Here is a 21,382-nt window from a genome sequence, read left to right on the forward strand (position 1 = left end):
CGCAAGAAGGCAGGCGGAGGAGATGGCCAACCCGTTCGTGAAGTTCTGGAAGTACCTGATGGCGTCGTTCTCGTCGAAGATCGACGAGCACGCCGACCCCAAGGTGCAGATCCAGCAGGCCATCGAGGAGGCACAGCGCAACCACCAGGCGCTGACGCAGCAGGCCGCCTCCGTGATCGGCAACCAGCGCCAGCTGGAGATGAAGCTCAACCGGCAGCTCGGCGACGTCGAAAAGCTGCAGGCGTCCACCCGGCAGGCGCTCGTCCTCGCGGACGAGGCGCGCGCGAAGGGTGACGAGCAGAAGGCGACCGAGTTCGAGACCGCCGCGGAGAGCTTCGCGACGCAGCTCGTCACGGCCGAGCAGAACATCGAGGACCTCAAGACGCTGCACGACCAGTCGCTGCAGGCGGCGGCCCAGGCCAAGAAGGCCGTGGAGCGCAACTCGCAGATGCTGCAGCAGAAGCTGGCCGAGCGCACGAAGCTGCTCTCGCAGCTGGAGCAGGCGAAGATGCAGGAGCAGGTCTCCGCTTCGCTGAACCAGATGAGCCAGCTGGCCGCGCCGGGCAACACGCCGTCGCTGGAAGAGGTCCGCGACAAGATCGAGAAGCGCTACACCACGGCGCTGGGGCAGGCGGAGCTCGCCCAGAACTCGGTCCAGGGGCGCATGATGGAGGTCCAGGCCTCCACCACGCAGTTCGCCGGGCAGTCGCGGCTGGAGCAGATCCGCGCGTCCATGCGCGGTGACTCGGTCGCCCAGGTGACCGACGGCGGTGCGGCGGCGGCCGCGAAGCCGGCGAGCAGCTCGGCCGACATCCAGCGTGAGATCCAGGCGCGCGTGCAGGCGGAGCAGGGCAAGAACCCGGCCTGACCGCGGGCCACGGAGTTCGAAGGGGGCGAGCATGGGGCAGCAGGGCAGGCGACGCGACTTCAGCGAGTTCAGTGCGAAGCTGGAGAAGCACATCGAGAAGCTGCCCGACTACGCCGTGCGCGCCCAGGAGAAGCTCCAGAAGGTGCAGCGGTACTTCCCGCCGGCCGACCAGGCCGGCGGGAAGCCCGCCGCTCCGCCCCCGAACCCTCTGCGCCGGCCGCCGGTGCGGCGGCCCGACATGGCGACCTCGCTTACGTCGATGGCGAGCCAGGTGCCGGCGTTCGCCGAGGCGCGGGCCAAGTGGGACCGCTGGAACCACCCCGCCGCGAAGCTCGAGCGCCGCAAACGCCGGACATCGCGCGCGATGACGTTGTGGATCCTGCTGACGATCCTGTGCGGCGTGCTCACCGTGGCCGCCGGGCTGGGCTGGATGAGCGCCACCGGCGCCGCGATGATGCCGCAGGCGATCATGGCGTTCGCCGGGGCCGTCGTGTTCGGCACGTTCGGCGTCCGGTCCGGTTTCAAGCTGCGTGAGCTGAAGCGCACCCCGATCCCGGCCGCGCCGGCCGGGCCACCGCCGCTGCCGGCGGCCGGATCCGCCGCGCGCGAGCCGATGGAACGGCTCGCCGAGTGCGAGGCCTCGCTGACGGAGCTGCTGCGTCAGCTCTCGGTGCCGTCTTCGGTCGGCACGGTGCCGGTGTCCGAAGTGTCCGTCGCGGACGCCCGGCAGACGGCCGTCGAAGCCGCCGCGGCCCTGCGCGGCCTGGCGGCCCGCATCCAGGCGATCGAACGCGGCCGCAACTCCGCGCCCGCCCGCGAACAGGCGGCCCTGGACGCGGCGGTCGGCAAGCTCCGCGAACAGCTCGACGACGGCCTCGAGGGCTACCGCGGCCTGGTCGCCGCGGCCGGCCACACGGTCGCCGCCTCCAGCGACGGCCTGGTCACGTCCAAACAGGCCCTCACCGACGCGACGGACCACCTGGCCGGCCTGGCCATGGCCCTGCGCGAACTCTCCTGACCCGATCCCCGCGTGATCAAAGGGTCAACACGCGTGTCTGAGGGGTCGACACACGTGATTGAAGGGTCGACACGGCAAACCGGGCCGAGCCGCGGTGTGTCGACCGTCCAATCACGCGTGTCGACCTCCTGATCACGCGTGTTGACCCCGCCATCACGCGGATTCGGGCGTTCTTGCGCCGTTCGGATTTGAAACTCGGCCGTTCGGGTGCGGGTATCCGGGTGTCCTGGGCCTTGGTCACCCGGCGTGCGTGATCGTGCGTTTCACCCCGGCGTCGCCCCCTGTTCACCTCTTGGTGCCGAAACACGGGCGTAATCGGAAACTGATGGCTACGGAAACGTGGGCGATCTAACGTTTCTGTCATGCATGCAGAGGTGTCACTCGCCGGGAGGCCCGCCGTGCTTTGAGGATCGCCGGCGCCGACCGTACACAGTGGACTTTCTCGACCGCCGAGGAAAGGACGCCCCGTGAACACGCTCCCGCCGGACCCGGATCCCGTCCCCGTCACCCCGCCCACCGCCTCCGAGCGCGTCATCGCGGCCTTCGAACGCATCAGCGCCGTCGGCCGTCCCGAACTCTGGTCCACCCTCCGCGCCGTCGAAGACGTCCTGGTCGACGCCAAGGCCGTCGACGAGCGGGTCAAGTCGGGGGAGGACCTGCCGCTGGCCGGCAGCGTCTTCGCCGTGCCGGAGCTGATCGACGTCGCCGGGCAGCCGTCCGGCCGGACCGTCCCGGAGACCAGCGCCACGGTCGTTTCGCGGCTCACCGCCGCCGGCGCCGTGGTGCTCGGCAAGACCGGCGCCGCGCCCGTGGCCTCGGCCTGGGACCGGACCAAGGCCGGCGGCCGCGGGGCGGCGGTCGTCGTCGCGCTGGGCGTCGTCGACCTGGCGCTGAGCACGGCGGGCGCGGTTCCGGCCGCGCTGAACGCCGTCGTCGCGCTGAAACCGACCCGTGGCCTGCTGCCGATGACGGGCGTCCGGGCCGCCGAACCCCTGTCCGTGTACACGAAGGGCCTGGTCGCCGGCCGCCGCGCGCTCGCGCTGATGACCGGACCCGACGGCGTCTCCCCGACGCGCACCTGGCCCGAAGACGTCCGTCTCGGCGCGGGGGAGCACCCGCGCATCGCGTACCCGCACGACCTGTCCCTGAGCCCCGCCGCGGCGATGGCGTTCGAGGGGGTCGTCCAGCGGCTGACGGCGGCCGGCGCCGTCCTCGAGCCGGTCTCGCTCGATGAGCACACCTTCGGCGACGCGCTCCTCCTGCCCACTGTCACGGACAGCCCCGGCGGCACGGCGAACCTCCTGGACGTCGCGGCGGTCACCGTCCCGGTCGAGCCGGGCGACACGCGCCCCTTCGGGGTCACCTTCCTGACGCGGGCGTTCGAAGACCAGATCGGCCTCGACCTCGCGACCGTCTGCACCGACGAACCCATGACGCCCTACCCGGAGCCCGGCGAGGACGTCGTGGTGTTCGGCGCCCACCTGCGAGGCCAGCCGCTCAACCCCGATCTCACCGGCCTCGGCGCCCGCTTCACCGCGCCGGTCCGGACCACCGGGAGCTACCGGATGGTGTTGCTGGACACCGAACCGCCGCAGCCGGGCGTCCTGGACGCCGCCGAGGGCGCGACGCTCGACGGGGAGCGCTGGCGGCTGTCCCCGGCCGCGTTCGACCGCTTCGCCGCCACGCTGAAGCCGCCGTTCGTGCTGGACCGCGTCGAGCTCGAGGACGGCTCCCAGCCGCTCGCGGTGCGGTGCGACCCGGCCGTGGAAGGAAAGGGTCTGGACCGCTACGAATCCTGGCGCGGTTACGTGCGCTTCACGTCTACCGCCGGGCCGCGAGACCCCGGCTGACCCGGCGCACCAGGCCCGGCCCGTGCAGCGCGAACCCCGTGTAGAGCTGCACGAGCGACGCTCCGGCGTCCACCAGCCGGACCGCGTCGTCCGGGCCCAGGATCCCGCCGACGCCGATGATCGGCAGGCTCCCGCCGGTGTGGTCGTGCACGAACCGCACGACCTCGGCCGCGCGGGTGGTCAGCGGCCGGCCGGACAGGCCTCCCCCCTGCCCGGCCAGGCTGCTCTCCGCGGGCGCGATGCCGTCGCGGGCGAGCGTGGTGTTCGTGGCGATGATCCCGGCGACGCCGTGGTCGAGCGCGACCTCCAGCAGCTCGGCGAGGGCGTCGTCGGTCAGGTCCGGCGCGACCTTCACCAGGACCGGCGTCGGGGTGCGCCCGCCGGCCAGCTCGGCGGACGTCGAACGCAGCTCGCCGAGCAGCTCGGCCAGCGCGGTGCGGTCCTGCAGCTGCCGCAGCCCCGGTGTGTTGGGGGAGCTGACGTTGACCGCGAAGTAGTCGGCGTACGGGTACAGCGCGCGCAGCGAGAACCGGTAGTCCTCGACGGCTTCTTCGAGCGGCGTGACCTTCGACTTGCCGATGCTGACCCCGAGCGGGACACCGGGTTTGCCGTCCCGGGCGAGCTTGGCCGCGAGGGCCTGGGCGCCGTTGTTGTTGAACCCCATGCGGTTGATCACCGCGTCACTCACGGGGAGGCTGAACAGCCGGGGTTTCGGGTTGCCCGGCTGCGCCAGCCGCGTCACTGTGCCGACCTCGACAAAACCGAAGCCCAGCGCGGCCCACGCGGGCAGTGCGCGGCCGTTCTTGTCCATCCCGGCGGCGAGGCCGACACGGTTGGGGAACCGCAGGCCGAGCACGGTCACCGGGTCGTCGACGCGGTAGACGCCGCCCAGGGCGGGCGCGACCTTGCCGAGCCGGGACAGGACGCCGATCGTGCGCTCGTGCACCAGCTCGGGATCGTGGTAGGACAGCCGGTACAGCGCCGGGCGGACGATCTTGTCGAAGAACACGCCCCCATGCTGCCAAACCGCCCGGAAGCCGCGACCGGAGCGTCACCCGGGCGTGAAGGCGCCCACTATTCGGTGGCTTCGCGGGCCTTCCACTCGTCCTCGAGCATCGCGTAGACCAGCTCGTCGGTCCACTCGCCCTTGACGATCTCGTTCTCCCGCAGGTGCGCTTCCTCGCGCATCCCGAGCCGCTCCATGAGCGAGGCGGACGCGGTGTTGCGGCCGTCGCACCGGCCGATCACGCGGTGCAGCCCCAGGTCCTCGAACGCCAGCCGCAGCAGCTCGGTCGCCGCTTCGGCGGCCAGGCCCTTGCCGTGGTGGTCGGGGTGGAAGACGAACCCGATCTCGCCCTGCCGGTGTTCGCTGCTGAGCCACTCGAGGTTCAGGTCGCCGATCAGCTGCCCGGTCGAAGCCAGCTCGACCGCGACCGCCAGGAACTGCCCTTCCTTCGTCAACGTCGAGCTGTGCACCCGCTTCGCGAGGGCCGCGGCCGATTCGGCGCGGCTGCGCGGGCCCCAGTACAGGTAGCGGGCGACGTCGGCACGGGACTGGAAGGAGTTCAGCGCGTCGAGGTCGTCGGGCGTGAACGGGCGCAGGAGCAGGCGAGCCGTGGTGATCGGGTAGTCGGGCCTGAGCATGCCATCAGGCTAGCGACGCGTGACCCGTCCGGGGGATGGAACGGCAAAAAGCAATCGGCGAAACCGGAGGTTTGGTCGCCGGACGGTCGTCCGCCGCGGACGGGCGGTCTGACCTGCACAAATGAGCGGTTTGAAGGGGTGCCCCCAGGGTGCCTCTCGAGCGCCGTCAAACGCTCGAGCCCGGGCCGGACCGGTGCCCGGGAACCCTGGAGGCCCGGTGACTGCCTGGTATTCGCTCTCAGGCAAACACGTGAAGCAGGCGATGAGCCGAAGGTGGCTCGTGTTGTATCGCTGCTCAAAGTCCCATCACGTGCCATCCGCTAGCGGACAGTCACCTCACGAGTCCTGTTGGAATACAACTTAGGACCACCTCCTCTCTCGTGTACTTCCACGCTAGGCGAAGATCCCGCCGTCCGGCAACGTCATTTCGTCCATCTCACGCCGTAGCACGGCTTTGCGCGCTTCGACCAGGAACGACGCGTCGACCGCGTGCTCGGCCAGCCGGACGAGCTCGGCCGCGGTGAGCCCCAGTGTTTCGGCGACGGCGACGTACTCGCCGGTCAGCGTGGCGCCGAACATCGGCGGGTCGTCGGTGTTGAGCGTGACGACGACGCCGTGGTCGAGCATCCGCCGCACCGGGTGCGCGGCGATCGACGGCACCTGGCCCGTGCGCACGTTCGACGTCGGGCAGACTTCGAGCGGGATCCGGTGTGCCGCAAGGTGTTCCAGCAGGGCCGGGTCGCCGGCGCAGCTGGTGCCGTGGCCGATCCGCTCGGCGCCGAGGTCGTGCAGCGCGGACCAGATCGTGGCCGGGCCGGTGGTTTCGCCGGCGTGCGGGACGCTGTGCAGCCCGGCTTCCCGCGCCCGCGTGAAGAACGGCTCGAACTGCGCCCGCCCGACCCCGAGCTCCGGTCCGGCGAGCCCGAAGGACACCAGGCCTTCGGGGCGTTCGCGGAGCGCGAACACGAGGGTTTCCCGCCCGGCTTTCGTGCCCTTTTCGCCGGGAATGTCGAAACACCAGGCCAGGTCCACGCCCAGCTCGGCCGCGTGCGCCCGGCCGGTTTCCAGCCCGCTCAGCAGTTCGTCGCCGGGCACGCCGTCGAGCAGGTGGTTGTACGGCGTCACGGTGACTTCGGCGTAGCGGCAGTTCTGCGCGGCGAGATCGGCGGCGAGGCCGGTGACGAGGGTGTGGATGTCGTGGCGGTCGCGCACCAGCGACGTGACCGCGAGGTAGACGGTGAGGAAGTGGGCGAAGTCGCGGAAGGTGAAGAACTCCGCGAGCTCGCGCTCGTCGGTGGGGACGCCGGCGGCCGGGCGCCGCCGGGCCAGTTCGAGGACGGTCGGCAGGCTCGCCGAGCCGACCAGGTGGACGTGCAGCTCGACCTTGGGCAGGGCGTGCGCGAAGGCGCGCAACGCCGGCCCGGTCAGGATTTCGGGCATGACGAAGCTCCCTGGATGGGCGAAAGGGTGACGGAGAGCGCGCGGACGGCTCAGGGAGCGAGGTCGCCGCGTTCGGTGTCGGCCCCGTAGAGCGGGAGCTTGAACGTCGTCACGGGGTCAGCCTACTGCGATGGGTACGGGCCTGTCTGGTCCTTCGGGCAGAACCACGTCGGCCGCCGCTGGACGTCGTGGCCCTGCGTGCGCACGAGGAGCTTGCCGCCGCAGCGGAAGCAGCCTTGGCGGGCGCGTCCGTAGACCCAGTTCTTCCGGCTGCGGTCGGAGTGGCCGGTGGTGACGTGATCGGCGCGGCCGGCGCCGACGTTGCTCACCAGCAGCTTCCGCGCGAGCGCGACCGTGGTCCGTGGGTCCACTTCGGACACAGGTGTCCATGGGGTGACCCCCAGCAGGAAAGCGATTTCGCACTTGTAGACATTCCCGATCCCGGCCAGCACGCGCTGATCGAGCAGGGCGAGCCCCAGTTCGCGGGCGGGATCGGCGGTCAGGCCGGCGGCCGCGCGGTCCGCGTGCTCGTCAGTCCATTGTGGATCGAGTAGATCCGGGCCGAGGTGAGCGACGAGGTCGTGCTCCTTTTCCGTGGCCACGATCTTGAGGTCGTGCACGCGGAAGCCGATCACCTGAGTGCCGGCCGCGGTGAAGACCACGCGGGCGTGGTGTCCGGGGCGGCGCCACCTCGCGCCGGCCGGGTAGACGTCCCACATGCCGTCCATCATCAGGTGCGAGTGCAGGCTCAGGTCGCCGGAGAAGCGCGTGAAGAGGTGCTTGCCGACCGTGCGGACACCGAGCACGTCGCGCCCGGCGAGGTCCACAGTGGCCAGTTGCGGCACGCGGAACTCCCCGCGCAGCAAGGTCTTCCCGGCCAGGGCCTGATCGACACGCTTCCCGACCAGGTACACGGTGTCACCTTCGGGCACGGCTCACCCCGTGGTCTCGGACACCTCGGCGGGCGCCTCCGGGGTCTCCGGCGCCGGGCCTTCGGGCCAGTCCGGGCCCTCGGGCTCCGCGCCCTGGACGCGGTGCCGGCCCGCGCGGTTGGAGCGCAGGATCTTCGCCAGCACCATGTTGAACGTCAGCGCGATCTCCTGCGCGCCCGGGGAGTGCCACTCGTGGATCGGGCTGCACGCGCCCTGGGCCTGCTGCACCGCCAGCCGGTCGGTGATCGCCGTCGGCATCACCAGCGAGCCGAAGTTCTCGCGCAGCTCGGCGATCCGGAACTGGTGTTCGTAGGAGCGCACCCGCAGCTTGTTCACCAGCACGCCGATCGGGCGCAGGTCCGGGTTGAGCTCCTTGCGGATCTTCTCGATCGCTTCCAGGGCCCGGTTCGCGCCGGCGACCGCGTAGATCGTCGGCTCGGTCACGATCAGCGCGCTGTCCGCGGCGACCAGCGCCGACTTCGTCAGCCGGCCCAGCGACGGCGGGCAGTCGAGGACGACCAGCTCGTACGGCGTTTCGCGCAGCGGCTCGCGGTGCAGCTCGTCCAGCGCGCGGGAGAAGTTCGCCAGCCGTGCGGGGTCGGCGTCCGGGTCGTTGAGCAGCTCCAGCTCTTCGGCGCCGACGAGGACGTCGACGTCCTCGCTCCAGACGCTCGGTGCGATCGCGCGCTCCAGGGTCTCCCGGGTGGGGGTCTCGAGCACGTCCGCGAGGGTGGCGTCGGTGTAGGGCGGGTCGAGCGAGGTGGTGGCGTTGCCCTGCGGGTCGAGGTCGACCACCAGCGTCCGCGTGCCCCTACGCAAGGCGGCGGACGCGATACCGAGAGCGACCGTCGTCTTGCCGACGCCTCCCTTGAGGCTGAGTACGGCGACCGTGTGCACGTTCACCAGCCTACGGGTGCGGGCGAGGGGCGCCGCCGGGCAAGGGGCGTTCACTCGAAGGGAGGAGCCCGGGAGGTGGCGCGGGGTGGGCACTACCCTGTGCGGCATGAAGACGGAGACCGTGGCCGCCCGGGGTTCGGGCGCCGTCCGCCGGGTGCTCGAGGCCGAACTGAAGGCCGCCCGCGCCCGGGGCGCCGAGCACCCCCTCGTCGTCGACGTGGGTGGCGGCAGCGGCGGCTGGGCGGTGCCGTTCGCGGCGGCGGGCTGCCGGGTGACCGTCGTGGAGCCGAGCCCGAACGCGCTGGCGACGTTGCAGCGCCGGGCCGAAGAAGAAGGCGTCGCCGAGCGGATCACGGTCGTCGCGGACGACTCCGACGCGCTCGGCCGGCACGTCGAGGCCGGCTCGGCCGACCTGGTGCTGGCGCACGGCCTGCTGGAGATCGTCGACGACCCGGCCGCGGTGCTCGCCGCGCTGGCGACGGCGGTCGCCCCCGGCGGCGCGGTGTCGGTGCTGGTCGCGAACCGCCACGCTTCGGTGCTCTACCGCGCTTTGTCCGGCCGGGTCGCCGAGGCGCGCCGGCTGCTCGAGAGCGCCGACGGCGTCGTCGCCGACGACACGGTGCTGCGCCGGTACGACGCCGAAGGCCTGCGCGCGCAGCTGGAGGCCGCCGGGCTCGAGGTCACCCTGCTGCAGGGCGACCGGGTGATCGCCGACCTCGTCGGCGGCGACGTCCGCGAAGACGAGCTGGCCGAGTTCGAGCTCGCGGCGGCGGGGACACCGGCCCTGCGCGACGTCGCGAGCCGCCTGCACGCCGTGGCGCGGCCGCCGGCCTGACCCCTTCCGGCGGGTTTCGGCCGTCGTGGTCCTGTGCGCGCCGAAACTGTCGGACCCGGCCGGTAGCGTCCCCGGCGTGGGGCGAAATGCTGAGCTGCCGGGCGGGCTGCGCCGGTTCCGCGTCCGGCCGGGGGAACCGGCGCCGGACGACACCGGGTGCGGGATGCTGCACGTCGACATGGACGCGTTCTTCGTGTCGGTCGAGCTGCGCACCCGGCCCGAGCTGGCGGACAAGCCGGTCGTCGTGTCCGGCGGCGGGCCGCGCGCGGTCGTGGCCGCCGCGAACTACCCGGCGCGCAAGTTCGGCGTGCGCTCGGCGATGCCGTTCTCGACGGCGAAGCGGCTCTGCCCGCACCTGATCAACATCCCGCCGACCGCCGGGCTCTACGGCGAGGTTTCCCGCGGGGTGATGGGCATCTTCCGGGAGCTCACACCGCTGGTCGAACCGCTGAGCCTGGACGAGGCCTTCCTGGACGTCGGCGGGGCCCTGCGCCGCCTCGGCGCGACCCCGGCGGAGCTGGCCGCGCGGATCCGGGAGCGGGTCGCGGCCGAACACGGGATCACCTGCTCGGTCGGCATCGCGAAGGTCAAGTTCGTCGCGAAGCTGGCTTCGGGCATGGCGAAGCCGGACGGCATGGTCGTCGTGCCGGCGGCGGAGACTCTGGCGTTCCTGCACCCGCTGCCGGTGTCGGCGCTGTGGGGCGTCGGCGCGAAGACCGAGGAGCATCTGCGGCGGCTCGGCCTGGACACGATCGCCGACGTCGCCGCGTTCCCGCCGGAGCGGCTGAAGAAGTCGCTGGGCGCCGCCGTCGGCGAGCACCTGTACCGGCTCGCACACGGGGTCGACGAGCGGTCGGTGGTCGTCGACTCGCCGGACAAGTCGATCGGCGCCGAGCACACGTTCGACGTCGACCGGCACGACCGGGCCGAGCTGGGCCTGGAGCTGCTGCGGCTGGCCGAGCGCGTCGGCGCCACGCTGCGGGCCCGGGGCGTGCGCGGCCGGACCGTCTCGATCAAGGTGCGCTTCGCGGACTTCCGGACGATCACCCGGGCCCGCACGCTCGTCTCGGCCACCGACGTCGCCCGGCAGATCCACGCGGTGGCCGTGGCGTTGCTCACCGAGCACGCGCCGACCGGGGCCGTCCGGCTGATCGGCGTCCGGGTCGAAGGCCTCGACACCGGGGAGGCGGGGGAGCAGCTGGTGTTCGACTCGCCGGCGCCGCGCTGGCGGGATGCCGAGGTCGCGGCGGACGTCGCACGGTCGAAGTTCGGGTCCGCGGCCGTGCGACCGGCGTCGTTGCTGGCGCCGCGGGAGCCCTGAACGGGTGGTGGTGACCGTCCGCAACCCCGCGCGGGAAGGAATTAGCCCAATTCGATCCCTACTGGATGCGGGATCGGGTAGTCGTCCGGGCGCGGGCCTCGTATCCTGGACAGTGCCACCCCGCCTGGGGTTGGCTGTTGGGTCCAGGACGTTGCGCGGCCCGGCGCCCGCGACAGCTGTGCCGGAGGAGGAAAGATGCCACTCTCCGAGCATGAGCAGCGGCTGCTCGATCAGATCGAGCGCGAGCTCTATGCCGAGGACCCCAAGTTCGCATCCACGGTGCGTGGCACCCGGTTGCGTCGCCCCGCTCGCCGACGGCGTATCCAGGGCATCGCCCTGTTCGTAGTGGGCGTGGCCCTGCTGGTGCTGGGCGTGGTGGTGCCGCAGTTCCGGGTGGCCGACATCCCGCTGATCAGCGTGCTCGGGTTCCTCGTGATGTTCTTCGGGGTCATGTTGGCCGTCACATCGATCCGGCACGGCGCCGAATCGGACGGCAAGGGCGGTGGATCGGGACCGCGCGGCGGCAAGCAGCCCGGCCGCCGCAGCTCCTTCACCCAGCGGATGGAGGAGCGCTTCCGCCAGCGCTTCGAAGAGCAGTAGCGCCCGCAAGACCACGAGATCCGCGTCCCGCCGCCCCGGTGGGACGCGGATCTCTTTGTGTGCTCAAAAGCCCCGGCGAGGGTTTGAGACCCCCCGGTGACAGCGGGTGACGCCCACCCGGGTGACCCCACCCCCGGCACCCGTGCCGAACCAGGCATCACCCGTGATCAGAGAGGCATCACGCGTGACTGAAGAGGCATCACGCGTGATTGGAGGGGCATCACACGTGATCGAAGGGTCGAAACGCGTGATTGAGGGGTCGACACGACTCCGGCCAGCCCCTCCACCGCCGTGTCGACCCTCTGATCACGTGTGTTGACCCTCCAATCACGGGTGATGCCTGCTCAGACACGGGTGATGCCTGCTGGATCACGGGTGATGCCTGGTTTGGCACGCCCGGCGGGGTCAGTCGGTGCGGTTGCGGAAGATCGAGCGGGGGAAGAGGCGGCCCTTCCACGAGAGCGGCGCGTTGCGGCGCAGGCTTCGCCGCACGTCCTCGAACGCCGGGGGCAGCTCCGGCTGGGCCGTCTCGTCCTCGCCGTACCAGGAGCGCTCCAGCACGCCGATGACCGTGCGCAGGCCTTCGCGCCCTTCGTCGTCGAGGTGGTGCTTCGCCGCCAGCTTCTGGCCCGCCACCCGGACCGTGTCGCTCGTCGGGATCGGCAGGCCGCGGTCCGCGCACTCCGCGCGCAGCTCCGCCCAGGCCGCGTCCGCCGCGCCCGGCTGGTGCCGTTCGATCCGCTGGATCCGCCGGCGCCGGACGAACTCGCGGCCCGAGGCCGGGCCGGTCACCGCCACCAGCAGGACGACCACGATCACGCCGAGCCACCAGGCCACGCTCGCCGCGAGGAACCCGACGGCGACGATCCACAGACCGACCGCCAGCAGCGGCAGCCAGTTGGCGAGGGTCTGGAGCGCGGACGGCGGCGCGGCCACCGGCGCCGGGGCCCGGACCAGCAGGTCGCCTTCGCTGCGGGTCCCGGGCGGGACGTCGTCCGGCTGGGGCGGCGCGTGCGGGCGTGTCCGCCGGACCCGCCGGCGCAGAACCGCCCCGACGATCAGCGCGGCCGCGCCCAGTGCGGCGAAGACACCCACCACGGTGATCAGCCAGTCGTCGTTGCCGGTGGCTGTCTTCGGGTCCTGCTGCGCCTGGTTCTGCTCGGTGTCGCGCGGCGCGCCCGTCGCCGGGGCGCTCGTCCGGACCGTGCTCGGGGCGACCTGGGTGTCGTCCGGGGTCTGGCCGCCCTGGGTGCCGGCCTGCAGGTACGGCGGGGTGATGCCACGGCCGTCGGACAGCGGGGTCGGGTCGAACGTGACCCAGCCCTTGTCGCCGAAGTACACCTCGACCCACGCGTGCGCGTCCTGCGTGCTGATCGACTGGTAGTCGTTGACCGCGACGCCGGGGGTGAAGCCGATCGCCACCCGCGACGGGATGCCCGCCACCCGCAGCATGACCGCCATCGCCGACGCGAACTGCTCGCAGAAGCCGCGCTTGCCGTTGAGGATGAAGTCGGCGAGCGCGTCGGAGTCGTTCGCCGGCGCGGTCTTCGTGTCGTAGACGAACCCGTTCTGCGCGGTGAAGTACCGCCAGATCGCCGACGCCCGGTCGAAGTCGTTGCCCGCGCCCTCGACCAGCTGCTGCGTCTTCGCGCGGACGCGGTCGTCGACGCGGTCGATCTGCGTGTAGCGCGGCGGCAGGTCCTCGACGCGTGGGGTCACCCGCAGCTCCGCGGCCGTCGGCTCCTTCAGCGACGCGTATTCGGTGTAGGCCGGCGGCGCCTCGCTGCGCGTGGTGAACACCGTGCCGCTGACCTGGTCGTAGAGGTACCCGTTGCCGGTGCCGTCGATCATCCGCGGCGCGCCGTAGACCGGCAGCCAGTTGTCCCGCCAGCTGGTCGGCTCGACGTCGATCCGGCGGGCGGCGCCGCTGCCGTCGTCGCCGGGCGCGGGCGGCAGCTGCGGCCCGACCGGGACGCCCTGCTGCGAACGGCCTTCGTCGTGCAGGCCCCAGCCCTTGTTGGGGTAGAAGGTGTCCAGCGTCATCGCGCGCAGCAGCCGCCGGTCGGTGCCGAGGCCGCGGACCTTGAACAGCTCGCGGTTGGCCCCCTGGTCGAGCATGCCGCGCAGCTCGGTGAACGGCTGGATGCCGAACCCGCCGGAGCCCGCGCCGGGGCCGTCGCCGCTCTGCCCGAACGGGATCCGCCCGACCGTGCCGACCCAGGTGATCGCCCCGCCGAACAGGCCGAGCACGATCGCCGCGGCGACCACCGCGACCGGCGCGGACAGCACGCCCGGCTTGCCGCTGCGCCCGGGCGCCTCACGGGTCCGCCAGCGCTGGTGCCGGTGGTTGCCGTCGACGGCGAGCAGGCCGGCGAAGGCCGCTCCGCCGAACAGGAACGTCCACCACGGCAGCATTTCCTCGGAAAGCGCGGCCGGCACGGCGTAGACGCAGAGCAGCACGAGCCCGGTCGCAGCCGGGGCCGCGGCGGCCACCGTGAGCGTGTCGACCAGGACGGCGACCAGGCCGATCAGGATCGTCACCAGGCAGAGGATCGGCTGGGTGCCCTCGACCGGCGGCAGCCCGACGCGGATCTGGTCGGCGGCGGCCGAGAGCGTGTTCCCGATCTCGCCGAAGGCGTCCGGGCCGGGGATGATCTGCAGGATCCCGTGCGTGGTGAACGCGCCGGTGATCAGGAAGAGCAGCACGAGCAGCTGGCCGAGGCCGACCAGCACGGTCGGCACCTGCAGCGAGCGCAGCGCCAGGCCGGTCGCGGCGATCAGCAGGACCGCCACGAACAGGTAGCCGAACCAGGCCAGGCCGGTCACGACGCTCGAGACCGACGTCGCCGCGCAGAGCGTCGCCACGCCGGCGGCCGCCGGGGCGAGGACGCTGCTGCGCCAGGTCGCGAGCGAGCGCCGCGGGGCGGGCCGGTCGAACTTGCGCGGCGGGGCGGCGGTGCTCATCGCGGACCGCCGATCAGCGTGCCGCGCCGCGCGCCGCTGCGGCACAGCTCGGCCCACACCTGCGGCATCGGCGAGCCGGGCCCGGCGATCACCACGCCCCAGCCTGCCGCGCGCAGCAGCGCGGCGGAGTCTTCGGTGGCGGCGGCCCGCTGCTCGGGCGCGCTCACCCCCGCCGACCACGTGGGTGTGTCGAGCAGGACGGCGAGGCTGCGGATGCCGCGCGGGCGGAACTGGGTCAGCTCGTGCACGGCCTCGGTGCTCACGGTGCCGAGCACGGCGACCAGCTCCTGGCCCTCGGCCGGGTCCCGGGCCAGCGTGATGTCCCGCTGGTGCGCGGGCTGCAGCGCGGCCAGCGCGTCGAGCACGACGTTGTCGTAGTGGTCGCCGCCGTCGCCGGGGGTGTCGGCGAGCGTGACGCCGTGCTCGCTGACCAGCCGGACGCGGTGCCCGGACCGGCGCAGGTGCAGCCCGGCCGACGCGGCGAAGGACACCGCCCACTCCAGGCTGGCGGCCGGGCCGGAGCCGTGGTGCGCGGCGGCGCGGTGGTCGAGCAGCACGGTGGTGCCGCCGCGCCACGGCCGCTCCTCGACGCGCACCATGATCTCGTCGCGGCGGGCGGTCGAGCGCCAGTGCACCTTCCGCAGGTCGTCGCCCTGGCGGTACTGCCGGACGATCACGTCGGCCTCGCCCTGCCCGGCGTGCAGCCGCACGGTGCCGTCGTCGCCGACGCCGATCCCGGCGCCGCTCGGCAGCCCGAACAGCGGGACCACCCGGGGCACGACGACCAGCCGCGAGTGCCCGATCAGCTCGCGCTCGAACTCGCACAGCCCGAACGGGTCGGTGATGGTCGCGCGCAGCGGCCCGACCTGCTGGATCCCGCGCAGCACCGGCTGCAGCGGGTAGCGCAGGGCGACCCGCCGGTCGTGGGGGAGGCGCTCGACGACGAACCGCGGCCGCGAGCCCAGCGCGTACGGCACGCCGTCCTCGAGGAGGATCTCGCCGGCCGGCAGCCGGCCGCTGCGCCACAGCTCCAGCTGCACCTCGCCGTTGCCGCCCACCGCCACCCGCTGGGGCCGCAGCGCGCGCGTGGCGCCGATGCGCAGCCGGGTCGCCGAGAGGAACACGGCCACCAGCAGCGGCAGCGCCACCACGAACAACGCCACCCGCAGCAGGTCGCGTTCGTTGAGCACGAACGAGCACACCGCGGCCGCGATCCCCGCGGCCAGGAGGCAGCGGCCGCGGGTGGTCAGGCCGGACAGGGCACGCAGCATGCCGTTCTCTTCCCCTTCGCCGGCGACTAGGGCCGGGAGCCCTGCGGCACCGGCACCCGGTGCAGCACCGCGCGCACGACGTCGGTCGCCGACCGGCGCGCCGCGTGGGCCTCGGTGGTGAGCATCAGGCGGTGCGCCAGGACCGGGACCGCGACGGTGTGCAGGTCGTCCGGGACGACGTAGTCGCGGCCCGAGAGCGCCGCCTGCGCGCGCGCCGCGCGGACCAGGTGCAGCGTCGCCCGCGGGGACGCGCCGAGCCGGATCTCCGGGAGCTGTCGCGTCGCCGCGACCAGGTCGACGGCGTAGCGGCGGACCTCGGGGGCCAGGTGCACCCCGCGGACGGTCTCGATCAGGCGGTGCACGGTCCCGCCGTCGGACACCGGCTGCAGGTCCTCGATCGGGTTGTGCCCGGCGTGCTCGTCGACCATGGCCAGCTCGGCCTGCTGGTCGGGGTAGCCGATGGAGACCCGCGCGGTGAAGCGGTCGCGCTGGGCTTCGGGCAGCGCGTACGTGCCCTCCATCTCAATCGGGTTCTGCGTGGCGATCACCATGAACGGCTCTTCGAGCCGGTAGGTCGAGGTGTCGACGGTGACCTGGTGCTCTTCCATGCACTCGAGCAGCGCCGACTGCGTCTTCGGCGAGGCGCGGTTGATCTCGTCGCCCACCACGATGTTCGCGAACACCGGGCCGGGGCGGAAGTCGAAGTCGCCGGACTGGCGGTTGTAGATGGAGACGCCGGTGACGTCGCTCGGCAGCAGGTCCGGGGTGAACTGGATGCGGCTGACCGTGCAGTCGATCGACCGGGCGAGCGCCTTGGCCAGCGACGTCTTCCCGACGCCGGGCACGTCCTCGACCAGGAGGTGGCCTTCGGCGAGCAGCGTGACCAGCGCGATCCGGATGACGTCGGGCTTGCCGACCAGCACCCGCTCGACGTTCGCGGCGATCCGCCGCGCGGTCTCGTGCAGCTCGTCCAGCGACACTCTGGCCGGGCGGCGCCCGTTGACCGAGGCCTCCGCCGGGTAAGGCGGTCGCTCGGATGCCTGCTCGCCCGATCCGGGCGCCGCAGACTGGATTCTCGACGTCACTCGACCTCCTGGTGGCGCGTGGCCGCGCGCACTGTGCGCACCGCCGGGCCCGAACGGCCCCCTCGCTGCTTGTCGCGCGCAGCGACAGCCTTCCATCCAGTGTGTCAAACCCGGGCGAACCTGGGGCCGGAACCCCGCGAAGCCCAGGGCCGCACACCCGGCACGTCGGTCGATGACACTGCGCAAGCAGGGACGATACCCCGATCGGGTGTGTTGTCGCCTGATTCTGGGCGCTCCCGATCACGCCCCGCTCTGTCGTATGCTGCGGATCGAGGTCGCTCAGCTACGGAGAGGCGTAACCGCTCATGAGCGAGGTGCAGACGCAGCCCCCGTTCGACGTCCGCGGGTTCGCGGTCGCGCCGGAGCTGGCGACCGACGCGTACGCGAAGCTGGGTCAGCTGCAGGACGTCGTCGGCGAGATGGTCCGCGAAGCCAAGGTGCTCGGCCGGACCGTGCCCCTCGGCGGCGGGTACGCGGGGGAGATCGGCAAGTTCATGGCCGAGTACGGCATCGGCGGGCGGGGCTCGGCCGTGCAGCAGCTGACCGCGTTCGGCAAGGAGCTGGAAACGCTGAAGCGCCGGATCGGCCAGGCGCTGGCGAAGTACCAGCACGCCGACGAGACCGCCGCGGACGGGGTGGACTGCACGGGTGGCTGACCGGACACGCGGAACGGAAGCGGGCCGGTCGCCCGCGCGTCTCCTCTTCTTTTGCCTGCTCTTCGCGCTCGCCGCGTGCGGGCAGCAGCCCGCGCGGCCGGCCGCCGCCGGGCACACCTCGGCGCAGGCCACCGCCCCCTCGGCCGAGCCGCCCGTCGCCGGGTGGACCGGTCTCGCCGCGATCGACCCCTGCACGCTGCTCGGCCCGCAGGACCGGTCGACGGCGGGGGTGAGCGTGCTCGGCAAACCCAAGAACATCGCGGGCTACCGCGCGTGCGACTGGACCGTGCCCGGCACCTTCGGCGTCACGGTGACCCTCAGCGACACCGACGGCCTGGCCGACCTCGAGGTCGCTAAGAAGACGGCCACCAGGACGAAGGTGGGCGCGCACCCGGCGCTGCAGGTGGCCGACAAGAAGGCCGCCGACGGCACCTGCGCCGTGCTGCTCGGGGTGGGCGACACGGCCAGCGTCCAGATCGACGTCAGCAACACCGGCTTCTCGGACACCCCGCTCGCCTGCCGCCGCGCGGGCACGGTGGCCGGGCTGGTCGAACCGAAGCTGCCCTGACCAGGAGGTGCGCCGTGTCCGAACCCCCGTTGCCGACCGCGCGGTACGAGTCCTACAGCCACGAGGCGATGGCCGCCGAGGTCGAGCGGGACAACGACCCGGTCGCCGCGGGCGAGGCGGGCGCGCGCTGGGACGGGCTGGCGAAACGGCTGCACGAGTCCACCGCCGACCTCGCCGCGCTGGTCGCCTCCTCCCAGGAGAACTGGCAGGGCGCCGGGGGTGACGCGGCCCGTGCCTCGCTCGACCGCGCCGCGCGGTGGCTGTCCCACTCCGCGGCCGTCTCGGCGTCGGTGGGCGGCTCGATCGGCGCGCAGGCGGACGCGGCCGCGCGGGCCCGCGCCGACATGCCCCCGCCGGTGACCTACGACCCGGCGTCGATGATCCGCGAGGCCGCGTCCTCCGGGAACGTGCTCGTCCTGGCCGGGCTGGCCGACGAGATGGCGGCCCGCCGCGCCGAGGCCGAGGCCGCGCGCCAGAAGGCGATCGACGTCATGCGGACCCGGGACGCGGCGCTGCGCGGGCACGTCCCGGCCTCGGCGTTCGAGGACCCGCCGACGCTGGGGCCGGCTTGATCCGCGTCTCCGCGTCGGCGTTCGACATCCTCTGGACCGACCTCGGCCACGACCGCCCGCCGGAGCCGCTCGGCGTCCGCAGCGTCGGCGGCACCGAAGAGGAGCGCGCCGAGGTGCGGAAGGCCGTGTACGAGAACCTGGCCGAGCGCGGGCTGTACGACGGCTCGGTGCTGGAGCCCGCGCTGGCCGCGCGGTTGGAGCTCCTGGCGAACGGCGAGGTGTTCGTGGCGTGCGAAGCGCTGGCGGACATGACGGCGTCCACGCCGTTCCGGGCGGTGACGGCGGCCCGTGGCCGGCACGGCGTGCTGGCGACCCAGCCGGAGCAGACGATCGCCCTGGCGTCGATCACTCCGGGCGAGGTGTGCTCGGCTCTGGTCGATGTGCTGCCGGAGCTGGCGGCCGGGCCGGGGTACGGGATCAGCCTGGCGGCTTCGGCGCTGTCGGAGGGCTCGGCGTCGTCTTCGGTTCAGCTTCAGGAGGCGCTGGCGATCCAGGCGCGGCCGATCTACGCGGCGGGGCAGTTCAGCGTGAGCCGGCGGTCGGCGTCGGGGCGGGTCGAGCGGGTCGGCGGGCTGACGTGGTTCGACACCGACGTCGGCGCTTACTGCGCGACGAAGACTCCGGCCCGGGGTGGGCAGGAGTGGGTGAACGTGAGCCCGGTGGACAGCGCCCGGCTCTCGGCGCGCATCGCCGCCCTCCTGACCCCGGAGGACTGACCCCGGCTTTGGATGCCATGAGTGACTCATTCATGTCGTCAGACGACATGAATGAGTCACTCACTACGTTTGGCCAGGAGCACCGGCGGGCGTGGGCGGGTCGCTGCCGCGCGGTAGGCGCGGACAAGATCGCCCGCCACTTCGGCGGGTTCGGTGCGCAACCGGCTGGGCAGCGTCTGCACCAGTGCGACCCCAGCCGCGGCGTAGCGATTGTTGCGAGCGAGCGTGGTGGCGTAGCCGGGTTGTCCGAAGTGGAACTCGTACGAGTCGATCTCCCACGCCAAGGCCACCTTGTCGAACCAGGCGTCCGGGGTGGCGACGTAGCGGCCGCGCTGGTCATGGAGCTCGAGGTTCCAGACCGGTTCTGGTAAGCCGGTCCGGCGCCACAACGCCATCGCGTCGGCCTCCGCGGCCGACCGAGCGCCGCGGGCGATGTCCTTGAGCACGTCCCGCGGCAACGCCGTTCCCCGTTTGCTGCCGGTCTCCAGCTCCGCGCTCAGCTCGGCCGGTTCGACACCGAGCTGCTGCACGGCTTCGGCGAGCAGCGCCCGGATCGGCGGGCGTTCGCGCATGCGCCGGCACTCGTCCAGCACCGAGCGGGCCGCCGGCGCCAGCGGAATCCCGTCCGACCGGATCGGAGCGGGCAGCCGCCGGGTCCGTTCGACCAAGAGGTAGCCACAGCTCGTAGTCTTGAGATGGGCTGGGAGGAGTACGTGGATCGGTTCGCCTGGGCGAACGCCCCGTCTCAACCCGTGCCGCCTGCACGACTCCAGCCCGGTGACGACCGCTTGGTCGTCACAGCGGAGGAGGGCTCCCTCCACCAGTTGCCGTCGCGTCGGCTCGCCGGTGCGCAGCAGCACGATGCCCAGGAGGAGCCGTTGCCACGGCCCACCGGGGAGACACCGGCGGTAGCTGGTTGCTTGCGGCACGCCCAGCGACTCGAGCTGCGCCGCGGTGATCACGCCGCGCCGGCTGGCCGCGAAGAGGGTTTCGGCGTCGCGCCGCCAAGATGCTCTGGTCACCAGGCGATGATGAGGGGGTGGGCCGCCGCGGATCCAGACCTTTCCGTGATCTGTGGACTACTCCGGGTAATTCCGTTTGGCTGTGGACAACTTGGGCTGGGCGGCCGACGCCATGAATGACTCATTCATTGCGTCTGGCGTAGTGAATGACTCATTCATGGCGTCTCGGCCGGCGTCTCGAGTCTCCTGACCTGGGGCCCGTGGGGTTCCGGTCAGGTTCCCACTTGCGCCACCGGGGGCTCCGCCGGGGGATCCACCCGGGTCCCCGCTTCCCGCCACCGGTGTCCCCACTGGGCTCCACCCGGGTCCCCACTTCCCACCACCGGTGTCCCCACTCGACCCCACCCGGGTCCCCGCCGGGCCCCACTCGAGGCGTGCCGAGGGTTTTCGCGGCCGTTATGCGGACGCATGGCCTACAGCTGAGGTTGCTCCGGCCCCCGGCAAGGGGGATCTTGCGCACCGTGCCCCACCGCACCCCCCACCGGCCCCCACGCTGCTGACCTGCGCAAACAAAGCACACGACGGAGTGAGGCGCCGGTTTCACGCGTTGACTGTGGTGAAAAGTGGGGTACGGTGGTGGCCAGTGGGGCGGAAGGGAAGCCCCGTAGCCGTTCAAGGTAGTTCGCTGCCGCGGGCGGTAGGGAGGTGGAGGCCGTGTTCCTCGGCACCCACACCCCGAAGCTGGACGACAAGGGGCGGCTCGCGCTGCCCGCGAAGTTCCGCGACGCCTTGGCCGGCGGGCTGATGCTCACCAAGGGGCAGGACCACTGCCTCTTCGTCTTCCCCAGGGCCGAGTTCGAGCAGATGGCGCGCAAGGTCGCCGACGCCCCGTTCACGAACGAGGCGGTCCGGGCCTACCAGCGTTACCTGTTCGCCGGGACGGACGAACAACGTCCGGACGGGCAGGGGCGCATCAGCATCGCGCCCGAGCTCCGCCGCTACGCGGGGCTCAGCAAGGAGTGCGTGGTGATCGGGGCGATCACCAGGCTGGAGATCTGGGACGCCCAAGCGTGGCAGGGCTACCTGGAAGAGCACGAAGACAGCTACGCGAAGGCTCGAGAGGAAGTACTGCCGGGCGTCTTCTAGGCGCGTGGGCGCGGTGCACCTTCGTCGTCGGGGGACG

General features: G+C 72.4%; 20 protein-coding genes. 11 read left to right on the top strand and 9 right to left on the bottom strand.

The genetic code is table 11. The features are described from left to right. Nucleotides 1-22 precede the first annotated feature (22 nt). The 3 genes from ACZ63E_RS07635 to ACZ63E_RS07645 all read left to right on the top strand — a co-directional run bounded on the left by ACZ63E_RS07635 (nt 23) and on the right by ACZ63E_RS07645 (nt 3,736). On the top strand, nt 23-868 hold the full coding sequence (locus tag ACZ63E_RS07635; protein ID WP_465309850.1) for a PspA/IM30 family protein: 846 nt from the start codon (nt 23-25) through the stop codon (nt 866-868). Nucleotides 869-899: 31 nt separating this feature from the next. Further along, complete coding sequence (pspM, locus tag ACZ63E_RS07640) at nt 900-1,886, top strand: phage shock envelope stress response protein PspM (RefSeq protein ID WP_465335203.1); 987 nt, start codon at nt 900-902, stop codon at nt 1,884-1,886. A 467-nt stretch (nt 1,887-2,353) separates the two neighbouring features. After that, nucleotides 2,354-3,736, top strand: a complete 1,383-nt coding sequence (locus tag ACZ63E_RS07645) for an allophanate hydrolase-related protein (protein ID WP_465335205.1) — start codon at nt 2,354-2,356, stop codon at nt 3,734-3,736. On the opposite strand, the gene ACZ63E_RS07650 is transcribed toward ACZ63E_RS07645, so the two are convergent. The 5 genes from ACZ63E_RS07650 to ACZ63E_RS07670 form a co-directional block, all read right to left on the bottom strand. Continuing rightward, complete coding sequence (locus ACZ63E_RS07650; protein ID WP_465335207.1) at nt 3,708-4,745, bottom strand: quinone-dependent dihydroorotate dehydrogenase; 1,038 nt, start codon at nt 4,743-4,745, stop codon at nt 3,708-3,710. The two genes, ACZ63E_RS07645 and ACZ63E_RS07650, sit on opposite strands and share 29 nt — an antisense overlap. A 65-nt stretch (nt 4,746-4,810) precedes the next feature. Further along, a complete protein-coding gene (locus tag ACZ63E_RS07655) occupies nt 4,811-5,380 on the bottom strand; it encodes a GNAT family N-acetyltransferase (RefSeq protein ID WP_465335209.1) in 570 nt (189 codons plus the stop codon). A 393-nt stretch (nt 5,381-5,773) separates the two neighbouring features. After that, nucleotides 5,774-6,820 (bottom strand): adenosine deaminase, encoded by a 1,047-nt coding sequence (add, locus tag ACZ63E_RS07660; protein ID WP_465335211.1) that lies wholly within the window; start codon nt 6,818-6,820, stop codon nt 5,774-5,776. Nucleotides 6,821-6,942: 122 nt separating this feature from the next. After that, nucleotides 6,943-7,752, bottom strand: coding sequence for a DNA-formamidopyrimidine glycosylase family protein (locus ACZ63E_RS07665; protein WP_465335212.1), 810 nt, complete (start codon nt 7,750-7,752; stop codon nt 6,943-6,945). Nucleotides 7,753-7,755: 3 nt separating this feature from the next. Next, on the bottom strand, nt 7,756-8,649 hold the full coding sequence (locus tag ACZ63E_RS07670; RefSeq protein ID WP_465335214.1) for a ParA family protein: 894 nt from the start codon (nt 8,647-8,649) through the stop codon (nt 7,756-7,758). A gap of 106 nt (nt 8,650-8,755) precedes the next feature. On the opposite strand from ACZ63E_RS07670, the gene ACZ63E_RS07675 reads away from it, so the two are divergent. The 3 genes from ACZ63E_RS07675 (at nt 8,756) to ACZ63E_RS07685 (ending at nt 11,405) form a co-directional block, all read left to right on the top strand. Next, complete coding sequence (locus ACZ63E_RS07675) at nt 8,756-9,484, top strand: class I SAM-dependent methyltransferase (protein ID WP_465335216.1); 729 nt, start codon at nt 8,756-8,758, stop codon at nt 9,482-9,484. A 106-nt stretch (nt 9,485-9,590) separates the two neighbouring features. After that, entirely contained in the window at nt 9,591-10,805 is a 1,215-nt protein-coding gene (gene dinB, locus ACZ63E_RS07680) for a DNA polymerase IV (protein WP_465335514.1), read from the top strand. A 195-nt stretch (nt 10,806-11,000) separates the two neighbouring features. Then, on the top strand, nt 11,001-11,405 hold the full coding sequence (locus ACZ63E_RS07685; protein WP_465309859.1) for a DUF3040 domain-containing protein: 405 nt from the start codon (nt 11,001-11,003) through the stop codon (nt 11,403-11,405). Nucleotides 11,406-11,810: 405 nt separating this feature from the next. On the opposite strand, the gene ACZ63E_RS07690 is transcribed toward ACZ63E_RS07685, so the two are convergent. From ACZ63E_RS07690 to ACZ63E_RS07700, 3 genes are read right to left on the bottom strand one after another with little or no spacing between them, the layout of a single operon-like run. Further along, nucleotides 11,811-14,369 carry a transglutaminase TgpA family protein gene (locus tag ACZ63E_RS07690; RefSeq protein ID WP_465335218.1) on the bottom strand — a complete coding sequence of 853 codons (2,559 nt, stop codon included), beginning with the start codon at nt 14,367-14,369 and terminating at the stop codon, nt 11,811-11,813. Next, nucleotides 14,366-15,640: a DUF58 domain-containing protein gene (locus ACZ63E_RS07695; protein WP_465309861.1), complete on the bottom strand. Its 1,275-nt coding sequence runs from the start codon at nt 15,638-15,640 to the stop codon at nt 14,366-14,368. Before ACZ63E_RS07695 ends, ACZ63E_RS07690 begins: the two co-directional genes overlap by 4 nt. 26 nt (nt 15,641-15,666) lie before the next feature. Next, nucleotides 15,667-16,725 carry an AAA family ATPase gene (locus tag ACZ63E_RS07700; RefSeq protein WP_465335220.1) on the bottom strand — a complete coding sequence of 353 codons (1,059 nt, stop codon included), beginning with the start codon at nt 16,723-16,725 and terminating at the stop codon, nt 15,667-15,669. A 305-nt stretch (nt 16,726-17,030) separates the two neighbouring features. Between ACZ63E_RS07700 and ACZ63E_RS07705 the strand changes: the two genes are divergently transcribed. Genes ACZ63E_RS07705 through ACZ63E_RS07720 form a run of 4 tightly spaced genes read left to right on the top strand, consistent with a single transcriptional unit; the run spans nt 17,031 to nt 19,237 of the window. Beyond that, the gene (locus ACZ63E_RS07705; protein WP_465309863.1) at nt 17,031-17,381 is read left to right on the top strand and encodes a hypothetical protein; all 351 of its coding nucleotides are present in this window, start codon (nt 17,031-17,033) and stop codon (nt 17,379-17,381) included. After that, nucleotides 17,374-17,949, top strand: coding sequence for a DUF3558 domain-containing protein (locus ACZ63E_RS07710; protein ID WP_465335222.1), 576 nt, complete (start codon nt 17,374-17,376; stop codon nt 17,947-17,949). The genes ACZ63E_RS07705 and ACZ63E_RS07710 overlap by 8 nt, the downstream gene beginning before the upstream one ends. 14 nt (nt 17,950-17,963) lie before the next feature. Further along, a complete protein-coding gene (locus tag ACZ63E_RS07715; protein WP_465335224.1) occupies nt 17,964-18,521 on the top strand; it encodes a PPE domain-containing protein in 558 nt (185 codons plus the stop codon). Further along, nucleotides 18,518-19,237, top strand: coding sequence for an ESX secretion-associated protein EspG (locus ACZ63E_RS07720; protein ID WP_465335226.1), 720 nt, complete (start codon nt 18,518-18,520; stop codon nt 19,235-19,237). The genes ACZ63E_RS07715 and ACZ63E_RS07720 overlap by 4 nt, the downstream gene beginning before the upstream one ends. A 56-nt stretch (nt 19,238-19,293) precedes the next feature. Here the strand turns inward: ACZ63E_RS07720 and ACZ63E_RS07725 are convergent, their stop codons facing one another. Beyond that, the gene (locus tag ACZ63E_RS07725) at nt 19,294-20,259 is read right to left on the bottom strand and encodes a hypothetical protein (RefSeq protein ID WP_465335228.1); all 966 of its coding nucleotides are present in this window, start codon (nt 20,257-20,259) and stop codon (nt 19,294-19,296) included. A gap of 654 nt (nt 20,260-20,913) precedes the next feature. On the opposite strand from ACZ63E_RS07725, the gene mraZ reads away from it, so the two are divergent. Further along, nucleotides 20,914-21,345, top strand: a complete 432-nt coding sequence (mraZ, locus tag ACZ63E_RS07730) for a division/cell wall cluster transcriptional repressor MraZ (protein ID WP_329044731.1) — start codon at nt 20,914-20,916, stop codon at nt 21,343-21,345. Nucleotides 21,346-21,382 lie beyond the last annotated feature (37 nt).

It is taken from the genome of Amycolatopsis sp. NPDC104819 (assembly GCF_055583145.1).

What these genes read in the sequence shown, in the direction of transcription:
- ACZ63E_RS07655 (WP_465335209.1), bottom strand. Translation starts at nt 5,380, where the DNA reads ATGCTCAGGCCCGACTACCCGATCACCACGGCTCGCCTGCTCCTGCGC.
- add (WP_465335211.1), bottom strand. Translation starts at nt 6,820, where the DNA reads ATGCCCGAAATCCTGACCGGGCCGGCGTTGCGCGCCTTCGCGCACGCC.
- ACZ63E_RS07690 (WP_465335218.1), bottom strand. Translation starts at nt 14,369, where the DNA reads ATGAGCACCGCCGCCCCGCCGCGCAAGTTCGACCGGCCCGCCCCGCGG.
- ACZ63E_RS07635 (WP_465309850.1), top strand. Translation starts at nt 23, where the DNA reads ATGGCCAACCCGTTCGTGAAGTTCTGGAAGTACCTGATGGCGTCGTTC.
- ACZ63E_RS07695 (WP_465309861.1), bottom strand. Translation starts at nt 15,640, where the DNA reads ATGCTGCGTGCCCTGTCCGGCCTGACCACCCGCGGCCGCTGCCTCCTG.
- ACZ63E_RS07675 (WP_465335216.1), top strand. Translation starts at nt 8,756, where the DNA reads ATGAAGACGGAGACCGTGGCCGCCCGGGGTTCGGGCGCCGTCCGCCGG.
- pspM (WP_465335203.1), top strand. Translation starts at nt 900, where the DNA reads ATGGGGCAGCAGGGCAGGCGACGCGACTTCAGCGAGTTCAGTGCGAAG.
- ACZ63E_RS07705 (WP_465309863.1), top strand. Translation starts at nt 17,031, where the DNA reads ATGAGCGAGGTGCAGACGCAGCCCCCGTTCGACGTCCGCGGGTTCGCG.
- ACZ63E_RS07685 (WP_465309859.1), top strand. Translation starts at nt 11,001, where the DNA reads ATGCCACTCTCCGAGCATGAGCAGCGGCTGCTCGATCAGATCGAGCGC.